We start from the raw sequence: 18,760 nt of genomic DNA, 5'->3' as shown, positions 1-18,760 counted from the left end.
GAGCGACATCCAACAGCCGGCACTTGCACTCTTGCCTCGGCAGAAACGAATCATGACCGCCATTGCCTCAACCACCTGCCCACCACCAGCGACGACGGCCCCCGCACCGTATCTGGGCAGCACCTCGCGCTTCAACCGGGTCGCCAGTCTGCATATCGGCCGCGATAACCTGATCAACGTGATCGAGGTGGTCCTCGACCCGATCGTCCTGACTTTTTCGGTGTGGATGATCAGTTTCATCGAGGAAGGCGAACTCACCCTGCCCTACCTGATTGTCTCGTTGATGGCCTTCTCGCTGACCTTCCCGGCCCAACCGCGGCTCGAGGAATCGTTCGTGCGCAGCCTGCTGAACATCGTCACCGGCTGGCTGTTTCTCGCTTCGCTGATCGTCATTTTCGGCTACGCGACGAAAGCCCTGAGCCTGTTTCCGGCGCGGGCGATCATCACCTGGCTATGGGCGGCGCCGCTCTGCCTGATCGTCGCCCATACCCTGTTCCGTCTGGCTGCGCCGATGCTGCTCCGGGCCCAGGGCGCCAAACGGGCGGTAATCATCGGCATGAACGAGCAAGGCGCGCAACTGGCCAGCCGGCTGGCCGAGAGCCCGTACAGCGACCTGCAGGTGCTCGGCTTTTTCGACGACCGCAATATCGAGCGACTGCATGTCATCGGACACGGTCGCCCGCTGCTCGGCCGGATCAGCGAGGCGGCCGAACACGTCAAGCAGGCCCAGGTCAACCTGATCTACATCTCGCTGCCGATGGCCACCCAGCCGCGCATCATGCGCCTGCTCGACGAACTGCGCGACACCACGGCATCGATCTACTTCGTCCCCGACCTGTTCGTTACCGACATCATCCAGAGCCGCATGGAGACGATCTGCGACATGCCGGTGGTTTCCGTTTGCGAAACGCCGTTCACCGGGACCAACGGATTGACCAAGCGGCTGTCCGACATCGTGCTGTCGCTGCTCATCCTGCTGCTCATTTCGCCCATCCTGCTGGTCGTCGCGGCCGGCGTGAAACTCTCGTCGCCGGGACCGGTCATCTTCAAACAACGCCGCTACGGGCTGGATGGCCAGGAAATCGTCGTATACAAATTCCGTTCGATGACGGTCTGCGAGGATGGCGGGCAGATCGCCCAGGCGCGCAAGGGCGACCAGCGGATCACCCGCCTCGGCGCCTTCCTGCGCAAGACCTCGCTCGACGAATTGCCACAGTTCGTCAATGTGCTGCAGGGCCGCATGAGCATCGTCGGCCCCCGCCCGCATGCCGTGGCGCACAACGAGCAGTACCGCAAGCTGATCAACGGCTACATGGTCCGCCACAAGGTCAAGCCGGGCATCACCGGCTGGGCGCAGGTAAACGGGCTGCGCGGCGAAACCGAAACGCTGGACAAGATGAAGGCACGCGTCGAATGTGATCTCGACTACCTGCGCCACTGGTCGCTCGGCCTCGATCTCTACATCATTCTCAAGACGGTCGGCGTCGTCTTCAAGGACCAGTATGCCTATTAGCCCGGCCTACCGCCGGTTGGCGCGATGGTTCGGCAGCATCGTAGTAATTGCGATTCTTGCTCTGCTTTTCGGCTTCGGCAGCACGCCGGGCTCGGCCAACCTGATTTCCCATCCGTGGGACAAACTGCTGCATCTGGCCATTTTTGCCGTGCTGAGCTGCGGGCTGCGCCTGGCGCTGCCCAAGATCCCGCTCTGGATGCTTATCGGCCTGGCCCTGGGCATCGCGCTCGCCGACGAATTGCACCAGTTCTTCGTACCGCAGCGCCAGCCGGGCTGGGATGACGGATTGGCCGACGCCATCGGCGTGCTGTGCGGGCTCTACGTCTGGCACCGTCTCCGGCGCACCTGGCCGGGGCAAAGCCCATGCGGCACCTGATCGCCCTCGCTGCCGGCTGGCTGATCCTGCTGCCGCAGGCCAGCGCGCTCGATCCCGAGAGCTATCGCCTGCAACTGGGTAATGGCCAGCAATACCGCCTGGCAGCCAAGCCACCTGCCCTGGCCCATCCGGCGCTGGCCGCCAAACCCTACGCCGAAGAAATTACCGCCGCCGCCCGCCAAGCCGGACTGGACCCTGCGCTGGTCCATGCGCTGATCCAGGTCGAATCGGCCTACCGGGCCGATGCCGTCTCGGAAAAAGGGGCGCGCGGCCTGATGCAGTTGATGCCCGACACCGCCCGCCGCTTCGGCGTCGCCGATGCCGCTGAAGCCCGCCCCAACCTGCTGGCCGGCACCCGCTATCTGCGCTACCTGCTTGACCGCTACGACCAGCGCACCGACCTGGCCCTGGCCGCCTACAATGCCGGCGAAGGCGCAGTAAGCAGATATGCCGAGACGATCCCGCCCTACCCGGAAACCCAACGTTACGTACCGGCGGTGCTCGAACGCTTCAACGAATGGCGCAATGCGCCCGCCAAGGCCATCGCTTACGCCGCCGGCACCCGCCTGATCTCGCCCCCAACCCCGGCAGCAGGACGACCCGTCGTTGCCTCCAGATCATCCGGTAACGTAGCTAAAGGCACCTACACCCCATCCCGGATGTAGCTCGCTGCCTTGAAGAGTAAATCTGTCGTTGAATAAGCGCCGGTCGCGTCAGTTGACATCAATGACGTTGCACCTGGGAAATAGACCCTTTGCCTTTCCTGGAAAACACTCAGAAACACTCCAGAATCGTTTTGTTTGGCTTCCACCACCCCACCCCTACACCTGAAACCCAAGAACAAACCAATCGGCTCTTGGCCACCTCTCGTCAGGGCATCGATAAAAACAAGCAGGCGTAAAAAAACCGACTTGATTAGTCGGCGATTTAATGCAAAGCATTGCATTGATTGATACTTTGGTGTGCCCGGAGGGACTCGAACCCCCGACCTGCTGCTTAGAAGGCAGCTGCTCTATCCAGTTGAGCTACGGGCACTTGAGGTGCGATACCGAAAACAGGGAAGAAATTGGTCGGGGCGGTGGGATTCGAACTCACGACCCTCTGCTCCCAAAGCAGATGCGCTACCAGGCTGCGCTACGCCCCGACACGAGGAGACGTAGTCTATCACCTGCCGGAAAGCCGCACCAGATCAAGAGCCTATCTTTTTGAAATAAACTTTCCTTGCCTCGCCGGCGCCTTTCTGATATTTAATCGCCTTTTTCGTCACTGGGACGCACAAGAAAATGGCAGAAGAACTGCTCCACAAATATTTCGCACCGTACGAACCCAAGCCGGGTGAGGACTACATGAGCGCGAAACAACTCACCCACTTTCGCAAGATTCTCGAAACGCTCAAAAAGGAGCTGAGCGAGGACATCGACCGCACGGTGCACACCATGCAGGACGAAGCAACGGTTTTTGCTGACCCGAACGACCGGGCCAGCCAGGAGACCGATATAGCAATCGAACTGCGCAACCGCGACCGTGAGCGCAAGCTGATCAAGAAGATCGAGGAAACGCTGGGTAGCATCGAAAGCGGCGATTACGGCTTCTGCATCAAGTGCGGCGTCGAAATCGGCATCAAGCGCCTGGAAGCCCGCCCCACGGCGACGCTGTGCATTGACTGCAAGACGCTGGACGAAATGAAAGAAAGACAAATGGCGAAATAACATTCGTGATTTGCTCGTTTTGCGGCAAATCTTCAGAAAACCGCAAAAAAGAAAAGGCACCGGAAGGTGCCTTTTTCTTGACTGACACCTCCCGTTTCACGGGAGGCACCAATTGATAGCTTACTGCTGTTGCTGCTGAGCCGCGTCCGGCGCAACCGCCGGCTGGCTAGAACCTTCTTCAGCGGCAACCGCCTTCATCGACAGCTTGACGCGACCACGGTCGTCCGTCTCGAGAACCTTGACGCGAACAACCTGGCCTTCCTTGAGGTAGTCCTCGACCTTGGCAACACGCTCCTGAGCGATCTGGGAGATGTGCAGCAGACCATCCTTGCCCGGCAGCACGGAAACGATCGCGCCAAAATCAAGAATCTTCAGCACGGTGCCTTCGTAGATCTTGCCGATCTCGACTTCCGCCGTGATCGCATCGATGCGCGAACGGGCAGCAGCGGCAGCTTCGCCGCTGGTCGCAGCGATGGTGATCGTACCGTCGTCTTGGATGTCGATCGTCGTACCGGTTTCTTCGGTCAGCGCACGGATCACGGCGCCGCCCTTGCCGATCACGTCACGGATCTTTTCCGGATTGATCTTGAAGGTGTAGAGACGCGGCGCGTAGGCCGACATTTCTTCACGCGGGCCGGCAGCGGATTCCTGCATCAGGCCGAGGATGTGCAAACGGGCTTCCTGGGCTTGCGCCAGGGCGACCTGCATGATTTCCTTGGTAATGCCCTGGATCTTGATGTCCATCTGCAGCGCGGTGATGCCAGCGGTCGTGCCAGCCACCTTGAAGTCCATGTCGCCGAGGTGATCTTCGTCACCCAGGATATCGGTCAGCACGGCGAAACGGTTGCCGTCCTTGATCAGGCCCATGGCGATACCGGCAACGTGTGCCTTGAGCGGCACGCCGGCATCGAGCAGCGCCAGACAGCCCCCGCAGACAGAAGCCATCGACGAGGAACCGTTGGACTCGGTGATTTCCGAGACCAGGCGCATCGAGTAGGAGAAATCCTCCGGCTTCGGCAGCACGGCCAGCAGGGCGCGCTTGGCCAGACGGCCATGGCCGATTTCGCGACGCTTCGGCGTACCGACACGGCCACATTCGCCGGTGGCGTACGGGGGCATGTTGTAGTGCATCATGAAACGATCGCGGTACTCGCCAGCCAGCGCGTCGATGATCTGTTCGTCGCGATTGGTGCCAAGGGTAGCGACAGCCAGAGCCTGGGTTTCGCCACGGGTAAACAGCGCGGAACCATGGGTGCGCGGCAGGACGCCGGAACGCATGGTGATCGGACGCACGGTACGGGTGTCGCGACCATCGATACGCGGTGCGCCGGAAAGGATGCGACCACGAACGATGGAGGCTTCGATTTCGTGGAACAGGTTGCCGACGGTGTTTTCATCCGGAGCGCCTTCAGCACCGGTGCACAGGGCAGCCACAGCCTCGGCACGGATGACCTTGACGGCCTGGCTGCGCGTTTGCTTGACGGTGATGTTGTAGGCCTCTTCGAGCTTGGCAGCGACCAGTGCAGACAGGTTGGCAACCAGCGCTTCATCCGTCGGAGCAGCTTGCCATTCCCATTCCGGCTTGCCGGCTTCTTCAACCAGTTCGTTGATGGCGTTGATCGCCTTCTGCATTTCGGTATGACCGAAAACAACGGCGCCGAGCATGATCTCTTCAGACAGCTGATCGGCTTCGGACTCGACCATCAGCACGGCGGCTTCGGTACCGGCGACCACGAGGTCGAGCTGGCTGGCCTTGAGCTGGCTCAGGGTCGGACACAGGACGTACTGGCCGTTGATGTAGCCGACTCGGGCAGCGCCGATCGGGCCATTGAACGGCACGCCGGAAATCGCCAGGGCAGCAGACGCACCGAGCAGAGCCGGAATATCGGAATCGACTTCCGGGTTCAGCGACATCACGGTGGCGATGACTTGAACTTCATTGTAGAAACCGTCCGGGAACAGCGGGCGGATCGGGCGGTCGATCAGACGGCAGGTCAGCGTTTCCTTTTCGGAAGGACGGCCTTCGCGCTTGAAGAAGCCACCGGGAATACGGCCGGCAGCGTAAACTTTTTCCTGATAATCAACGGTCAACGGGAAGAAATCCTGACCCGGCTTGGCACTCTTGGCGGCCACAACGGTTACCAGAACGACAGTCTCTTCCATCGACACCAATACGGCGCCGCCAGCTTGGCGGGCGATTTCGCCTGTTTCGATGGTGACCTGATGGTCGCCATAGGCGAAGGTTTTTTTCACGACATTAAACATAATTTCCTTTCACTCTCATCACAATAAACAACACACGACACAACAATAAAAACGAAAAAAGCGGCCGGGATATTTCCGGGCCGCTTTTTCTACGTGGCTTTGTTCTGGCTTACTTGCGCAGACCAAGGCGGGTAATCAGGGTACGGTAAGAATCGATGTTCTTGCCCTTCAGGTAATCCAGCAACTTGCGACGCTGGCTGACCAGACGCAGCAGACCACGACGGGAGTGGTGATCCTTCTTGTGCTCTTTGAAGTGCGGGGTCAGATCGTTGATGCGGGCGGTCAGCAGCGCGATCTGGACTTCGGAAGAACCAGTGTCGCCAGGAGCGCGCTGGAATTCGGCAACGATGCCGGCCTTGATTTCAGTAGTGAATGCCATTTCAAACTCTCTTTCATGGTTACGACGCCGCCCCGGTTTGATAGAGCCAGCGCCAAGTTAAAATTGGTTTTTCCGTTTGGCGACGGAAAGCGCGCGATTATACCTGCTTAAGCAGCCAATTGCACCAGTCGTTTCGGCCACAAGCGGCCATCGCCTCCCGGCTCGCCGACCCCGATCAGTCGGTCATCGGCATAGACACGAATTTTTCCGGCCAGACCGTCCGGCAGATCGACCGGATTGCCATGACGAAAACGTTCGGCCGCCTCGCCCTCGACGGTCATCACCGGCAAACTGAGCAACAAGGCATCGACTAGTTGCAGGCGCCCTGCCCGCTCCGCCTCATCCAGCGCCTCCAGCTCGGCCAGGGTGACGGCATTGGCCAGATCGAGATCGCCGACCATGGTGCGACGCAGCCCGGTCAGATGCGCGCCACAGCCAAGCGCCTGTCCGATGTCGGCAGCCAGGACGCGGATATAGGTTCCCTTGCTGCAAGCCACACGCAAGGTCAGGCTATCGCCGGAAAAATCCAGGCAGTCGACAGCGTAGATAGTCACCGCCCGCGGCTCCCGCTCAACTTCGATGCCCTGGCGCGCCAACTCGTAGAGCGGCCGGCCATTCCGCTTGAGCGCCGAGTGCATGGGCGGAATTTGCTGAATATCGCCGGTAAATTGCGGCAACACCCGAGAAATATCATTTTCGGAGACATTGACCGGAGCGCTCGCGATCACTACCCCTTCGGCATCACCCGAATCAGTTGTGACGCCTAATTTGACAATCGCTTCGTAGGTCTTGTCGGCATCAAGCAGATCGGCCGAAAACTTGGTCGCCTCACCGAAACAGAGCGGCAACAAGCCGGTCGCCAGCGGATCGAGGGTTCCGGTATGCCCGCCCTTCGCCGCCGAAAACAGGCGCCGGACCTTTTGCAAGGCATCATTGGAAGTCAGGCCGATCGGTTTGTCGAGCAACAAAACGCCATCGACCTGTTTCCAGGTCTTCTTGACTTGCATGAACGGTCAGTCTTCCTGCGTCAGGTCGCTGAGTGCGTTGGCCTGCTCGATGAGCAGCGACATGCTGGCACCGTGTACGATCGAGTTGTCGTACACGAAGTGCAACTCCGGCAAGGTATGAATATGAATTCGCCGCCCCAATTCGCGCCGCAGAAAGCCGGCGGCGCGCTTCAGGCCACGCTCGACCTCTTCCAGATGCTCGTCATTGAGCGTCGCGAAGAAGACCTTGGCGTGGGCATAATCCGGTGTCAGCTCAACAGCCGTCAGGCTGATCATGCCGACACGCGGATCCTTCAACTCGGTACGAATCAGGTCGGCAAGGTCGCGGCGAACCTGCTCCGCGACCCGATCACTACGCTGAAATCCCTTCTTTTTCATTACAGCGAGCGCGCCACTTCCTGGATTTCGTAAGCTTCGAGATGGTCGCCGACGAGAATGTCGTTATTGTTCTTGAGCGACAGACCACATTCGAAGTTGCTGCGAACTTCCTTGACGTCATCCTTGAAGCGCTTGAGCGAATCCAGCTCGCCATCCCACTGCACAACGTTGTTGCGCAACAGGCGGACGCGGGAATTGCGCTTGATGAGACCTTCCTGCACGTAACAACCGGCAATGGCGCCGACCTTGGAAACATGGAAGACCTGGCGGATCTCGACCATGCCGGTGATCTGCTCGCGCTTCTCTGGCGAGAGCATGCCGGAAAGCGCCGCCTTGACCTCGTCAACCGCGTCATAGATCACGTTGTAGTAACGGATATCGACACCGAAGGTCTCGGCCAGCTTCCGGGAATTGGCATCGGCCCGCGTGTTGAAGCCGATGATGACCGCACCGGAAGCCTGCGCCAGATTGACGTCGGACTCGCTGATACCGCCGACCGCACCGTGAATGATCTGGACACGAACCTCTTCGTTCGACAGCTTGGCCAGAGTTTGCACCAGAGCCTCCTGCGAACCTTGCACGTCGGCCTTGACGATAAGCGGCAGGGTCTTGACCTCACCCTCTTCCATCTGTTGGAACATGTTTTCGAGCTTGGCGGCCTGTTGCTTGGCCAGCTTGACGTCGCGGTACTTGCCTTGACGGAAGAGCGCGATTTCGCGAGCCTTCTTTTCATCAGCCAGCACAATGGCTTCTTCACCAGCCGCCGGCACATCCGACAGACCGAGAATCTCGACCGGAATGGACGGACCCGCTTCGCTAATCGGCTTGCCATTCTCATCGAGCATGGCACGCACCCGACCGGAGACCTGACCGGCCAGCACGACGTCGCCGCGCCGCAAGGTACCGGACAGAACCAGCATGGTCGCCACGGCACCACGTCCCTTGTCGAGACGCGCTTCGATGATCAGCCCCTTGGCCGGCGCATCCTTCTGCGCAGTCAGCTCAAGAACTTCGGCCTGCAGCAACACCTGCTCCAGCAACTCGTCGATGCCAGTGCCCTTTTTCGCCGAAACCGGCACGAAAGGCGAATCGCCACCATACTCTTCCGGGATGACGCCCTCGGCAACCAGTTCCTGCTTGACGCGATCCAGGTTGGCATCGGGCTTATCGATCTTGTTGACCGCGACAACCAGCGGCACACCGGCCGCCTTGGCGTGGTGAATCGCTTCCTTGGTCTGCGGCATGACGCCGTCGTCGGCCGCCACGACCAGGATGACGATGTCGGTCGCCTTGGCGCCACGGGCACGCATGGCGGTAAACGCCTCGTGACCCGGGGTGTCGAGGAAGGTAACCATGCCACGGTCGGTTTCAACGTGGTAGGCACCGATATGCTGGGTAATACCGCCTGCTTCACCGGCTGCCACCTTGGCACGGCGAATGTAGTCGAGCAGCGAGGTCTTGCCGTGGTCGACGTGACCCATGACGGTAACCACCGGAGCGCGCGGCTCCTTCGGCACATCCTTGTGCTCGCCGACCAGAGACTCTTCGAGGAAGGCGTCCGGATCGTCCAGCTTGGCAGCAAATGCCTTGTGGCCCATTTCCTCGACCACGATCATGGCCGTTTCCTGGTCCAGCACCTGATTGATCGTCACCATCGAACCCATTTTCATCATCACCTTGATGATTTCGATCGCCTTGACAGCCATCTTGTGGGCCAGATCGGAGACCGAAATGGTTTCCGGCACATGAACTTCACGAACAACCTGTTCGGTCGGCGCCTGGAAGCTGCCCTGACCATCATCAGTCGCGTGGCCGTGCTTTTTGTGGCCACCGCGCCCGCTCTTCCAGGAACTACCGGTATCGGAAGAACGCGTCTTGATACCCGGCTTTTTCTTGCCCTCGTCGGCGCGGCCGTTGCCACCCTTCTTGGCATCCTTGCCCGGCGCATCCGGCTTTTTGTGCAACGTTCCTTTTTCAGCAGCTGGGGGCTGCGCAGCGGCTAGCGCAGCGGCTTCCTGCTTTGCCTGTTCGGCTGCCTTGGCAGCGAGCGAAGCAAGCTCGGCCTGCTGGCGCATGCGCACCATATCGGCTTCGCGAGCCTGCTTTTGCCGTAACTCGCGTTCCTGAATTTCACGCAACTGGGAGTGGCGACGATCCTGCTCCTCACGAGCCCGCAGTTCGCTTTCGCCAATGATGGAAGCACGCGTTGGCGCAACGGGGGGCGGCGCAACCGGCGCAGCAACGGGCGCCTCAACGACAGGTTCGGGTTCCGGTTGGGGCTCGGGAACAGGCTCCGGCTCGGGCTCAGGAACGGGTTCCGGCTCGGGTGGCAACTCGACGACCGGCTCCGGAATCGGAGTCGGTTCGGCAAATTCTTCAATTTCGCTGGCTTCCGCCGGAAACTCATCATCTTTCATTGCCGCCTCCGGCAGATGCTCGCCCAACTCGCGCTTGACCAGGACGCGCTTCTTGCGCACCTCGACCTGAACGGTGCGGGCTCGACCATGCGCGTCAGTGGCCTTGATTTCTGACGTCTGCTTGCGGGTCAGGGTAATCTTGGTCTTCGACTCGTCACCATGCGCCCGGCGCAGATAATCGAGCAGCTTGGCCTTGTCCTGATCGTTCAGCATATCGTTGCTACCTTCTTTGCCGACGCCAGCCTTGCCCAATTGCTCGAGCAGGGCCGTAACCGGCATTTTAAGTTCAACGGCAAATTGTGAAACTGTTGTTGCAGACATATTTGCTACCTCCCGCTCACTCGAACCAGTGAGCCCGTGCCTTCAGAATAAGTTCCTTGGCACGCTCTTCGTCGATGCCGGTCAATTCCGTGAGTTCATCCACCGCCAGCTCAGCGAGGTCATCGCGGGTCTTGACGCCATTTCCGGCCAATTTGGCGGCCAGTTCCTTGCTCATACCGTCGAGACCGATCAGGTCTTCGGCGACACTTTCCAGCTGTTCTTCGGTGGCAATCGCTTCAGTCAATAAGACATTACGGGCGCGGTTACGCAACTCGTTAACGATGTCTTCATCCAAACCCTCGATTTCGAGCATTTCGGCCAACGGCACATAGGCCACCTCTTCCAGCGTCGAGAAACCTTCCTCGATCATCAGATCGGCCAGCTCTTCATCGATATCAAGCTTGTCCATGAAGATGACCCGCGTCGCGGCGGATTCTGCTTCGGAACGCTTGGCCGACTCATCCTGGGTCATCAGGTTGATGGTCCAGCCGGTCAGCTCGGAAGCGAGGCGCACATTTTGTCCGCTGCGCCCGATGGCGATGGCCAGGTTGTCTTCGTCGACCACGACGTCCATCGAATGCTTCTCCTCATCGACAACGATCGAGGAGACTTCCGCCGGCGACAATGCGCCAATAACGAACTGGGCCGGATCAGCAGACCACAGCACGATATCGATGTTCTCGCCGCCGATTTCGTTGCGCACGGCGGTAACACGTGAGCCGCGCAGACCGACGCAGGTGCCGATCGGATCGACCCGCGGGTCGTTGGACTTGACGGCAATCTTGGCACGCAGACCGGGGTCGCGGGCACAGGCCTTGAGTTCCATCAGGCCGTCGGAGATTTCCGGCACTTCCATGTCGAACAGCTTGATGACGAATTCCGGCGCGGTACGCGACAGAATGATCTGCGGGCCGCGGGCATTGCGGTCGATGCGCAGCAGGTAGGCCCGAATGCGGTCGCCGACCCGGAGATTCTCCTTCGGGATCATCTGATCACGGGGCAGCAGGGCTTCGATCTTGCCGGCTTCGATAATCGCGTTACCGCGCTCCATCCGCTTGATGGTGCCGGAAACGACATGTTCCTTGCGCTCCAGGAAGTCGGCCAGGATCTGCTCGCGCTCGGCGTCGCGGATCTTCTGCAGAATCACCTGCTTGGCCGCCTGAGCACCAATGCGGCCGAAATCGATCGGCTCCAGCGGCTCTTCCAGCGAGTCACCGGCTTCGATCTCCGGATCATCTTTTTGTGCCTCGGACAGCGGCACCTCGAGGTATTCATTGACGTATTCGTTATCTGGCACGACCTGCCAGCGACGGAAGGACTCGAAACCACCGGTATTGCGATCAATTGAGATGCGCACATCGGCTTCGTCATGGATGCGTTTTTTGGTCGCGGACGCGAGCGCCAGTTCAAGCGCACCGAAAACGATGTCCTTGCTGACGTTCTTTTCGCGGGCCAGAGCATCGACCAGCAGCAAAATTTCACGGCTCATGGGCTAAAACCTCCTAGTCCTTCAGTCGAAACGAGGCACCAGACGTGCCTTCTCGATATTGGTGAATTCCAGTTCCACTTCATCTTTTTCCAGGCGCAGACCAACCTTGCCGTCTTTGCAGCCCAGCAGTTCGCCCTGGAAATTGCGGCGACCGCCATGTGGAATTCGTACCTTAATCTGAATATCCTGACCGGCAAATCGCTCGAAATCTTCGGCTTTTTTGACGACACGATCCAGACCCGGCGAGGATATTTCGAGGCGGTCGAAATCAATATTCTCGACCTCAAAAACACGCGACAACTGGTTTGATACCTTGGCGCAGTCCTCGACATCAATGCCGCTTTCCTTGCCCGGCACATCTATGAAGACGCGAATGGTGCGGCCGCGCGGCGACATCTCGACATCAACGAGTTCATAACCCAGACCGACAACGGTCGTTTCAAGCAGCGTGTTTAAATCCATAGCCACAAATAAAAAATGGGCGAAACGCCCATCTATATAAAAAAGATGCCCCGTCAGGAATGACGGGAGGAACAAACCCGTGAATTATAACGAGTTTATTCCCTCCAGTAAATGAATCAGCCAGACTTTATGCACCTTCCGGGGGCATTTCCTCCGACTTGATCATTTTGTCCAACTCGCGGATGAATGCCTTGACTTCGACCTCATTCAACTCGTGCACGCGACCCCGCTTCAACTGCGGCGGCAAACCGAACGGGCCGTAACGAACACGAATCAGGCGACTGACCGTACACCCTACAGCTTCGAACATCCGGCGTACTTCACGATTGCGACCTTCGAACAGCGTCACGCGGTACCAGTGATTGGCCCCCTCACCGCCAGCATCCTCCAGACTGGCGAAATTGGCCGGGCCGTCTTCGAGCTGTATTCCTTCCAGCAGTAATTTTTGCGATTCCAGCGTCAGCTCGCCGAGCACGCGGACTGCGTAGTCACGCACCAGTTCCGAACTAGGGTGCGTCAGCTTGTTGGCCAGCTCGCCCGAGGTGGTGAACAGCAACAGGCCCGAGGTATTGAAATCCAGGCGACCGACCGCGATCCATCGTCCGCCGCGGATTCGCGGCAAAGCATTGAACACCGAAGGACGCCCTTCTGGATCGTCGCGCGAGACGATTTCACCTTCCGGCTTGTGGTACATGACCACACGCGGCGTCTTGGTCGTCGTAAAACGCAAATTCACCAGCCGGCCACCGATTTTGACCTTGTCGGTCGGCACCACGCTCTGACCGAGCTGAGCGGTCACACCATTGACACTGATCCGGCCGGCGGCAATCCATTCTTCCATTTCGCGGCGCGAGCCGATACCGGCCTGCGCCAGTACTTTCTGCAGGCGTTCCGGCTTGGATTCGAGCAGTGGCTTGCCATTGCGCCCGACGGTACCGCGATTGGCCCGCCCCGACGCCGGCCCCACACGTTGCCGCTTCGGCTTGGCCGGCGCCTCTATCGCCTGCGCTGCCGGCGCCTCACGACGCGCCCCGCGCTGGCGCGGTGCTTCATCTTCATCGACGGCAGCCACCACAACACGATTATCGAAGGCGCCGTCGCTATTTTTTGGCGACTGGCGGAAGGGGGTACGTTTAGTTTTCATGGTTCAGCTCCAGTGTCTGGCTGATTTGTTCAAGCGGCGGCAGTTCGCTGACGGCACGCAGTCCCAGATCATCGAGAAATTGTTTCGTCGTGGCAAATAATGCCGGGCGACCCGGCGTGTCACGGTGGCCGACGACGTCGATCCAGCCCCGCTCTTCCAACGTCTTGATAACGTTGGCGTTAACGGCAACGCCGCGAATTTCCTCGATATCGCCGCGCGTCACCGGCTGACGGTAGGCGATGATGGCCAGCGTTTCAAGCATGGCACGCGAATACCGTGGCGGTTTTTCCGGATTCAGGCGCTCAAGGTAAGGCAGATATTCGGCGCGCGTCCGGAAACGCCAGCCGGAGGCCAACTGGATCAGCTCGACCGGTCTCTCGGCCCACTCCTCGCGCAGCTCACTCAGCAATTTCCGCAGGACGTCCGTCGACAACTCCTCGTCGAACATCTTGCGCAACTCGAGCGGCGTCATCGGCTCGCGGGCGGCGAGCAGCGCCGCTTCAAGCACCTTCTTGACCAGGCTCGGTTCCACCTTGATGCACTCTCACGTAAATGGGCTGAAAAGCCTCGGTTTGGGTAAATTCGACCAGCTTTTCGCGGGCCAGCTCCAGCATCGCGAGGAAATGAACAACCAGGCCGGGGGCGCCCATTTCGGGATCGAACATCGTTTCGAACTGGACGAAACCGCCACGCTCCTGCAACAGACGCAGGATGATGCCCATATGTTCGCGTACCGACAACTCTTCGCGGCTGATTTTGTGACTCTTGGTCAGTCTGGCCTGGCGAAAAATGGCATCCCAGGCCTCTTTCAGATCGGCCACCGAAACATCCGGATGGCGCACATAGAGCGACTTCTCGACCAGCGTTTCGACCCAGAAAAACTCCCGTTCGGCCTGCGGCAACTCGTTCAGCTTCTGGCCGGCGATTTTCATCTGCTCGTATTCCATCAGCCGGCGCACCAGTTCCGCCCGCGGATCTTCGGCCTCGTCACCCTCGCCCAGTTTGTGGCGCGGCAACAGCATGCGCGACTTGATCTCGATCAGCATGGCCGCCATCACCAGATAATCGGCCGCCAATTCGAGATTGGTCGCCTGCATGCTGTCGATATACGTCAGGTACTGCCGCGTCAGCGGCGCCATCGGGATATCGAGGATATCGACGTTGGCCTTGCGGATCAGATAGAGCAGCAGGTCGAGCGGCCCCTCGAAGGCATCGAGCATGATCGCCAGCGCATCGGGCGGGATATAGAGATCCTGCGGCAGATGCTCAAGCGGCTGGCCATAGATCCGGGCAACCGGCGAGAAGAGCGCCGCCTGGGGCGACTCGATGACCGCATTCATAGTCACGAAGCCGCGCTGCGGCCCTTGCTCTTGTAATGCAGATGAAGGTTGCGCAGATAGATCACCAGCGGCAGCGCCTGACCAAAAATAAACACCGGGTCTTTGCGATGAATGGCATAGACGACCAGCACCAGGCTACCGGCCAGACTGAAATACCAGAAGGCTACGGGAATCACCACCCGCTTGGCCTTCTCGCTGCTCCACCACTGGATGACGAAGCGCATCATGAACAGCGCCTGGCCGGCGAAGCCAATGCCGATCCAGACCAACGCCTCGATATCAAAGTTATCCATCAATGGTATTCCAGCCCCATCGATTCCCGGACGTCGCGCATCGTTTCGCGAGCCAGTTCGCGAGCCTTCTCGCAGCCGTCGGCAATGATGTTCTTGACCAGCGTCGGATCGTCGAGATAGACCTGCGCCCGTTCGCGCATCGGCGCCTGTTCGCGCAGGATGCCGTCGATCACCGGCTGCTTGCATTCGAGACAGCCGATGCCAGCAGTGCGGCAGCCTTGCTGCACCCATTCCTTGCAAGCATCGTTGGAATAGACCTGATGCAACTGCCAGACCGGGCACTTGGTGGGCTCGCCTGGATCGTTGCGACGCACCCGGGCCGGATCGGTCGGCATGCTTCTCACCTTTTTGCTGACCGACTCCTCGGATTCGCGCATGGTGATTGTGTTGTGATAGGACTTGGACATCTTCTGCCCATCCAGGCCCGGCATCTTGGAAGCCTCGGTCAGCAGGTAGCCCGGCTCGACCAGGATCATCTTGCCGGTGCCTTCGAGAAAACCGAACAGACGCTCGCGGTCGAGCGCCGAAAGATGCTGGATTTCGTTGAGCATGGCCTTGGCCTGCTCGACAGCTTCCTTGTCGCCATTCTGCTGGTAACGCGTGCGCAGCTCTTCATAGAGTCGCGCCTTCTTGCTGCCCAGCTTCTTGACGGCCTCACGCGCCTTGTCCTCGAAACCCGGCTCGCGGCCATACATGTGGTTGAAGCGGCGCGCCAGTTCGCGGGTGAATTCGACGTGCGGAATCTGGTCCTCGCCGACCGGCACCTTGTCGGCACGGTAGATCAGGATGTCGGCACTCATCAACAGCGGATAGCCGAGGAAACCGTAGGTCGTCAAATCCTTGCCGGCCATCTTTTCCTGCTGATCCTTATAGGTCGGCACGCGCTCCAGCCAGCCGAGCGGCGTCATCATCGACATCAACAGATGCAGTTCGGCGTGTTCCGGCACTTTCGACTGAATGAACAAGGTGGACTGATTGGGATCGACGCCAGCGGCGAGCCAGTCGATGACCATGTCCCAGGTCGCTTTTTCAATACCCTGCGGGTTGTCGTACTGCGTGGTCAGCGCATGCCAGTCGGCAACGAAGAACAGGCAGGGGTATTCGTGCTGGAGCCTAACCCAGTTTTTGAGAACACCGTGATAGTGACCAAGGTGCAAGGCGCCGGTCGGGCGCATGCCGGAAAGAACACGTTCTGCGTACATAGTTGATCAATAAAGCCCAAAAATGGATTCAATGGCCCGCGCCGAAAATAACACCAGCGGGTTCATGACGGCGCCAAGGACGCCGGTAAACAACAGGAGCAGCAATATCGGAAAGCCCCAGCGCTCGATACTGGCAAACTTCCAGGCCAGCCGGTGCGGCAGCAGGCTGACAGCAATCCGTCCGCCATCAAGCGGCGGCAACGGCAGCAGATTGAGCACCATCAGTACGCAATTGACCATGATGCCGATCTTGCCCATTTCCGATAGCGGGACCGTGAAATCGTTGCCCGGCATTAACCAGGCCAGCTTGAGCACCAAGGCCCAGCAGAAGGCCATGAACAGATTGGCCCCGGGCCCAGCTGCGGCAACCCAAAGCATGTCGCGTTTGGGATTGCGCAAACGGCTGAAATCGACCGGCACCGGCTTGGCATAACCGAAGAGAAAGCTGCCGCCGGAAAACAGCAGAATGGCCGCCGGAATGATGATGGTTCCGACCAGGTCGATGTGACGAATCGGGTTGAGACTGATCCGCCCTTGCTGCCAGGCGGTCGGATCGCCGAAATGACGCGCCGCATAACCGTGCGCCGCCTCATGCAGGGTAATCGCGAAGATCACTGGTAATGCGGCAACGGCGATCGTCTGGATCAAGCTTTCGAGCATGCTTGTTTCAGTCCAGCCCGAACGGTGCCAGCGGTCCGCGACCGGCGCGGATCAGCTCGGGCGTGGCGCCAGTCAGGTCGATGACGGTAGTCGGCTCGATGCCGCAATGGCCGGCATCAAGAATTAGTTCGATCTGATCCTCAAGGCGATCCTGAATTTCCCAACCTTCGGTCAGCGGCGCATCGTCGCCCGGCAATTGCAAAGTCGTAGTTAGCAGCGGCTCATTGAGTTCCTCAAGCAGTGCCAGGGCGACCGGATGATTCGGCACGCGCACACCGATGGTCTTGCGCTTCGGGTGCAGTACGCGGCGCGGCAACTCCTTGGTGCCTTCGAGAATGAAGGTGTAGCTGCCTGGGGTCGCCGCCTTGAGCAAGCGGTACTGAGCGTTGTCGACGCGGGCAAAATGGGCGATCTCGGAGAGGTCGCGCACCATCAGCGTCAAATGGTGGCGCTCGTCCATCTGACGAATCAGGCGAATGCGATCCAGCGCTTCCTTGTCGCCGAGATGGCAGCCCAGGGCGTAACAGGAATCGGTCGGCAAGGCGACCAGGCCGCCGTCGCGGATGAATCCGGCAGCCTGTGCGAGCAGACGCTGCTGCGGTGTATCGGGATGAATATTGACTACACGGGCCATAATTTAACGAATCAGACGCCAGACAGGTTTGAGATCTTCCGGCAATTGCGGCAATTTGCCGAGGTCGACATAGCTCTCTTCCGGCCCGTGAAAATCCGAGCCGCGCGAGGCGTGGAAGGCATAATGCCTGGCCAGTCGGGCGAAATGCATGACGTTATCGGGTGAATGACTGCCGCAGGTAACTTCCAGCCCCTGCCCACCCAAATCCTTGAAGTCGTCGAGGAAGCGCCGCATGTCGCCACCGGACATCTTGTAACGCCCCGGGTGGGCGACCACGGCGACACCGCCGGCCGTGGTGATCCAGCCAATGGCATCGGCCAGCGTGGCCCAGCGATGATCGACATAGCCCGGCTTGCCCGGAGTCAGGTAATGCTGAAAGACGCCCGGAACGTCGCGGGCAATACCGATTGACACCATGTAGCGGGCGAAATGGGCGCGGGAAATCAGGCTCGGGTTGGTGGCAAAGCACAAGGCACCTTCGTAGACGCCGGGGATCCCGATCGCCGCCATCGCCTCCCCCATTCGTTTGGCCCGCTCGATGCGGCCGATACGAAGTTCATTGAGACTATCGGACAACACCGGATGCGCCGCATCGAAACCGAGGCCAACAATATGGATCGGCACGCCCTGCCATTCGATGGAAATCTCGACGCCGTTCTCGAACGCCATGCCGGCCTCTTCGGCAGCTTGCCGGGCAACCGCCAGGCCGCCGAGATCGTCATGATCGGTCAGCGCCCACAGGTCTACGCCGTTGGCCGCCGCCCGCCGGGCAACATCTTGCGGCGGCAGCAGGCCGTCGGAAACGACAGAATGGCAATGAAAATCGAAATTGGCGGGGGTCACGGATTCCAAACAGTTGCAAATGCAGGGTGGTTGGCGAGTTTATCACGAAGGCGGGCAGCCTCCGGATTCCCTTGTGCAGCGCAGCAGGTTGCCTCGTGCCAGCCATCCCGTTTATAGTCCTCACCGTTCCATGGGAGAGCGCAGGTTTTCTCTGCCGCCGAAGGCGCAATTTCACCCGAAAACGCTCAGGCAAAAGGACCACGGAACCGGGGCAACCCGAAACTCTGGAGAGCGATGTCGACCGTTCCGGTCGCCATCCACCGATGGGGCAAATCTCTCAGGTATCGAGGACAGAGGGGTGAAACGCAAGAAATCGTTCTTTCGTTTC

19 protein-coding genes, 2 tRNA genes and 2 riboswitches are annotated in these 18,760 nt (G+C 59.6%); of the genes, 4 read left to right on the top strand and 17 right to left on the bottom strand.

Going from position 1 to position 18,760, the window contains the following annotated elements; translation table 11 throughout:
- Positions 1 to 52: 52 nt before the first annotated feature.
- Genes ACLIKD_RS07210 through ACLIKD_RS07200 form a run of 3 tightly spaced genes read left to right on the top strand, consistent with a single transcriptional unit; the run spans position 53 to position 2,554 of the window.
- Complete coding sequence (locus ACLIKD_RS07210) at positions 53 to 1,513, top strand: undecaprenyl-phosphate glucose phosphotransferase (RefSeq protein ID WP_428827759.1); 1,461 nt, start codon at positions 53 to 55, stop codon at positions 1,511 to 1,513.
- A complete protein-coding gene (locus ACLIKD_RS07205; protein WP_428827758.1) occupies positions 1,503 to 1,889 on the top strand; it encodes a VanZ family protein in 387 nt (128 codons plus the stop codon). Before ACLIKD_RS07210 ends, ACLIKD_RS07205 begins: the two co-directional genes overlap by 11 nt.
- Positions 1,877 to 2,554: a lytic transglycosylase domain-containing protein gene (locus ACLIKD_RS07200; protein ID WP_428827757.1), complete on the top strand. Its 678-nt coding sequence runs from the start codon at positions 1,877 to 1,879 to the stop codon at positions 2,552 to 2,554. Before ACLIKD_RS07205 ends, ACLIKD_RS07200 begins: the two co-directional genes overlap by 13 nt.
- Before the next feature lie 293 nt (positions 2,555 to 2,847).
- Here ACLIKD_RS07200 and ACLIKD_RS07195 read toward each other — a convergent pair.
- Together ACLIKD_RS07195 and ACLIKD_RS07190 are read right to left on the bottom strand one after the other, a co-directional pair.
- Positions 2,848 to 2,924, bottom strand: a tRNA-Arg gene (locus ACLIKD_RS07195).
- A 32-nt stretch (positions 2,925 to 2,956) separates the two neighbouring features.
- Positions 2,957 to 3,033, bottom strand: a tRNA-Pro gene (locus ACLIKD_RS07190).
- A gap of 139 nt (positions 3,034 to 3,172) precedes the next feature.
- Here ACLIKD_RS07190 and dksA point away from each other — a divergent pair.
- A complete protein-coding gene (dksA, locus tag ACLIKD_RS07185) occupies positions 3,173 to 3,598 on the top strand; it encodes an RNA polymerase-binding protein DksA (RefSeq protein WP_226419658.1) in 426 nt (141 codons plus the stop codon).
- A gap of 120 nt (positions 3,599 to 3,718) precedes the next feature.
- Here dksA and pnp read toward each other — a convergent pair whose 3' ends face one another.
- The 15 genes from pnp to ACLIKD_RS07110 form a co-directional block, all read right to left on the bottom strand.
- Positions 3,719 to 5,863 carry a polyribonucleotide nucleotidyltransferase gene (pnp, locus tag ACLIKD_RS07180; RefSeq protein ID WP_428827756.1) on the bottom strand — a complete coding sequence of 715 codons (2,145 nt, stop codon included), beginning with the start codon at positions 5,861 to 5,863 and terminating at the stop codon, positions 3,719 to 3,721.
- 109 nt (positions 5,864 to 5,972) lie between these two features.
- Positions 5,973 to 6,242 carry a 30S ribosomal protein S15 gene (rpsO, locus tag ACLIKD_RS07175; protein ID WP_226419656.1) on the bottom strand — a complete coding sequence of 90 codons (270 nt, stop codon included), beginning with the start codon at positions 6,240 to 6,242 and terminating at the stop codon, positions 5,973 to 5,975.
- A 107-nt stretch (positions 6,243 to 6,349) separates the two neighbouring features.
- Complete coding sequence (gene truB, locus ACLIKD_RS07170; protein ID WP_428827755.1) at positions 6,350 to 7,249, bottom strand: tRNA pseudouridine(55) synthase TruB; 900 nt, start codon at positions 7,247 to 7,249, stop codon at positions 6,350 to 6,352.
- 6 nt (positions 7,250 to 7,255) lie between these two features.
- On the bottom strand, positions 7,256 to 7,627 hold the full coding sequence (gene rbfA, locus ACLIKD_RS07165) for a 30S ribosome-binding factor RbfA (RefSeq protein ID WP_428827754.1): 372 nt from the start codon (positions 7,625 to 7,627) through the stop codon (positions 7,256 to 7,258).
- Complete coding sequence (gene infB, locus ACLIKD_RS07160; protein WP_428827753.1) at positions 7,627 to 10,365, bottom strand: translation initiation factor IF-2; 2,739 nt, start codon at positions 10,363 to 10,365, stop codon at positions 7,627 to 7,629. Before infB ends, rbfA begins: the two co-directional genes overlap by 1 nt.
- 16 nt (positions 10,366 to 10,381) lie before the next feature.
- Complete coding sequence (gene nusA, locus ACLIKD_RS07155) at positions 10,382 to 11,854, bottom strand: transcription termination factor NusA (protein WP_226419652.1); 1,473 nt, start codon at positions 11,852 to 11,854, stop codon at positions 10,382 to 10,384.
- 21 nt (positions 11,855 to 11,875) lie between these two features.
- Positions 11,876 to 12,316: a ribosome maturation factor RimP gene (rimP, locus tag ACLIKD_RS07150; protein ID WP_226473260.1), complete on the bottom strand. Its 441-nt coding sequence runs from the start codon at positions 12,314 to 12,316 to the stop codon at positions 11,876 to 11,878.
- Between the two features lie 127 nt (positions 12,317 to 12,443).
- A complete protein-coding gene (gene rluB, locus ACLIKD_RS07145) occupies positions 12,444 to 13,460 on the bottom strand; it encodes a 23S rRNA pseudouridine(2605) synthase RluB (protein ID WP_428827752.1) in 1,017 nt (338 codons plus the stop codon).
- Positions 13,450 to 13,932 carry an SMC-Scp complex subunit ScpB gene (scpB, locus tag ACLIKD_RS07140; protein WP_264180055.1) on the bottom strand — a complete coding sequence of 161 codons (483 nt, stop codon included), beginning with the start codon at positions 13,930 to 13,932 and terminating at the stop codon, positions 13,450 to 13,452. The genes rluB and scpB overlap by 11 nt, the downstream gene beginning before the upstream one ends.
- A 28-nt stretch (positions 13,933 to 13,960) precedes the next feature.
- The gene (locus ACLIKD_RS07135; RefSeq protein ID WP_226473259.1) at positions 13,961 to 14,800 is read right to left on the bottom strand and encodes a segregation and condensation protein A; all 840 of its coding nucleotides are present in this window, start codon (positions 14,798 to 14,800) and stop codon (positions 13,961 to 13,963) included.
- 2 nt (positions 14,801 to 14,802) lie between these two features.
- Positions 14,803 to 15,093 (bottom strand): lipid-A-disaccharide synthase N-terminal domain-containing protein, encoded by a 291-nt coding sequence (locus ACLIKD_RS07130; RefSeq protein WP_428827751.1) that lies wholly within the window; start codon positions 15,091 to 15,093, stop codon positions 14,803 to 14,805.
- Complete coding sequence (locus tag ACLIKD_RS07125) at positions 15,093 to 16,295, bottom strand: tryptophan--tRNA ligase (RefSeq protein ID WP_226419648.1); 1,203 nt, start codon at positions 16,293 to 16,295, stop codon at positions 15,093 to 15,095. The genes ACLIKD_RS07130 and ACLIKD_RS07125 overlap by 1 nt, the downstream gene beginning before the upstream one ends.
- Positions 16,296 to 16,301: 6 nt before the next feature.
- Complete coding sequence (locus tag ACLIKD_RS07120; RefSeq protein ID WP_428827750.1) at positions 16,302 to 16,955, bottom strand: site-2 protease family protein; 654 nt, start codon at positions 16,953 to 16,955, stop codon at positions 16,302 to 16,304.
- A gap of 7 nt (positions 16,956 to 16,962) precedes the next feature.
- Positions 16,963 to 17,589, bottom strand: a complete 627-nt coding sequence (locus ACLIKD_RS07115) for an L-threonylcarbamoyladenylate synthase (RefSeq protein WP_226419646.1) — start codon at positions 17,587 to 17,589, stop codon at positions 16,963 to 16,965.
- Between the two features lie 3 nt (positions 17,590 to 17,592).
- A complete protein-coding gene (locus ACLIKD_RS07110) occupies positions 17,593 to 18,432 on the bottom strand; it encodes a 3',5'-nucleoside bisphosphate phosphatase (RefSeq protein ID WP_428827749.1) in 840 nt (279 codons plus the stop codon).
- Positions 18,433 to 18,553: 121 nt separating this feature from the next.
- A riboswitch (glycine riboswitch) is annotated at positions 18,554 to 18,643 on the top strand.
- Positions 18,644 to 18,646: 3 nt separating this feature from the next.
- Positions 18,647 to 18,736, top strand: a riboswitch (glycine riboswitch).
- The last annotated feature ends 24 nt before the right edge of the window (positions 18,737 to 18,760 follow it).

Origin of the sequence: Azonexus sp. IMCC34842 (assembly GCF_050368855.1) — a bacterium.
GTDB classification, from domain to species: Bacteria; Pseudomonadota; Gammaproteobacteria; order Burkholderiales; family Rhodocyclaceae; genus Azonexus; species Azonexus denitrificans_A.
Note: the sequence above shows the minus strand (reverse complement) of the source record. Positions and strands in the feature narration are given on the sequence as shown.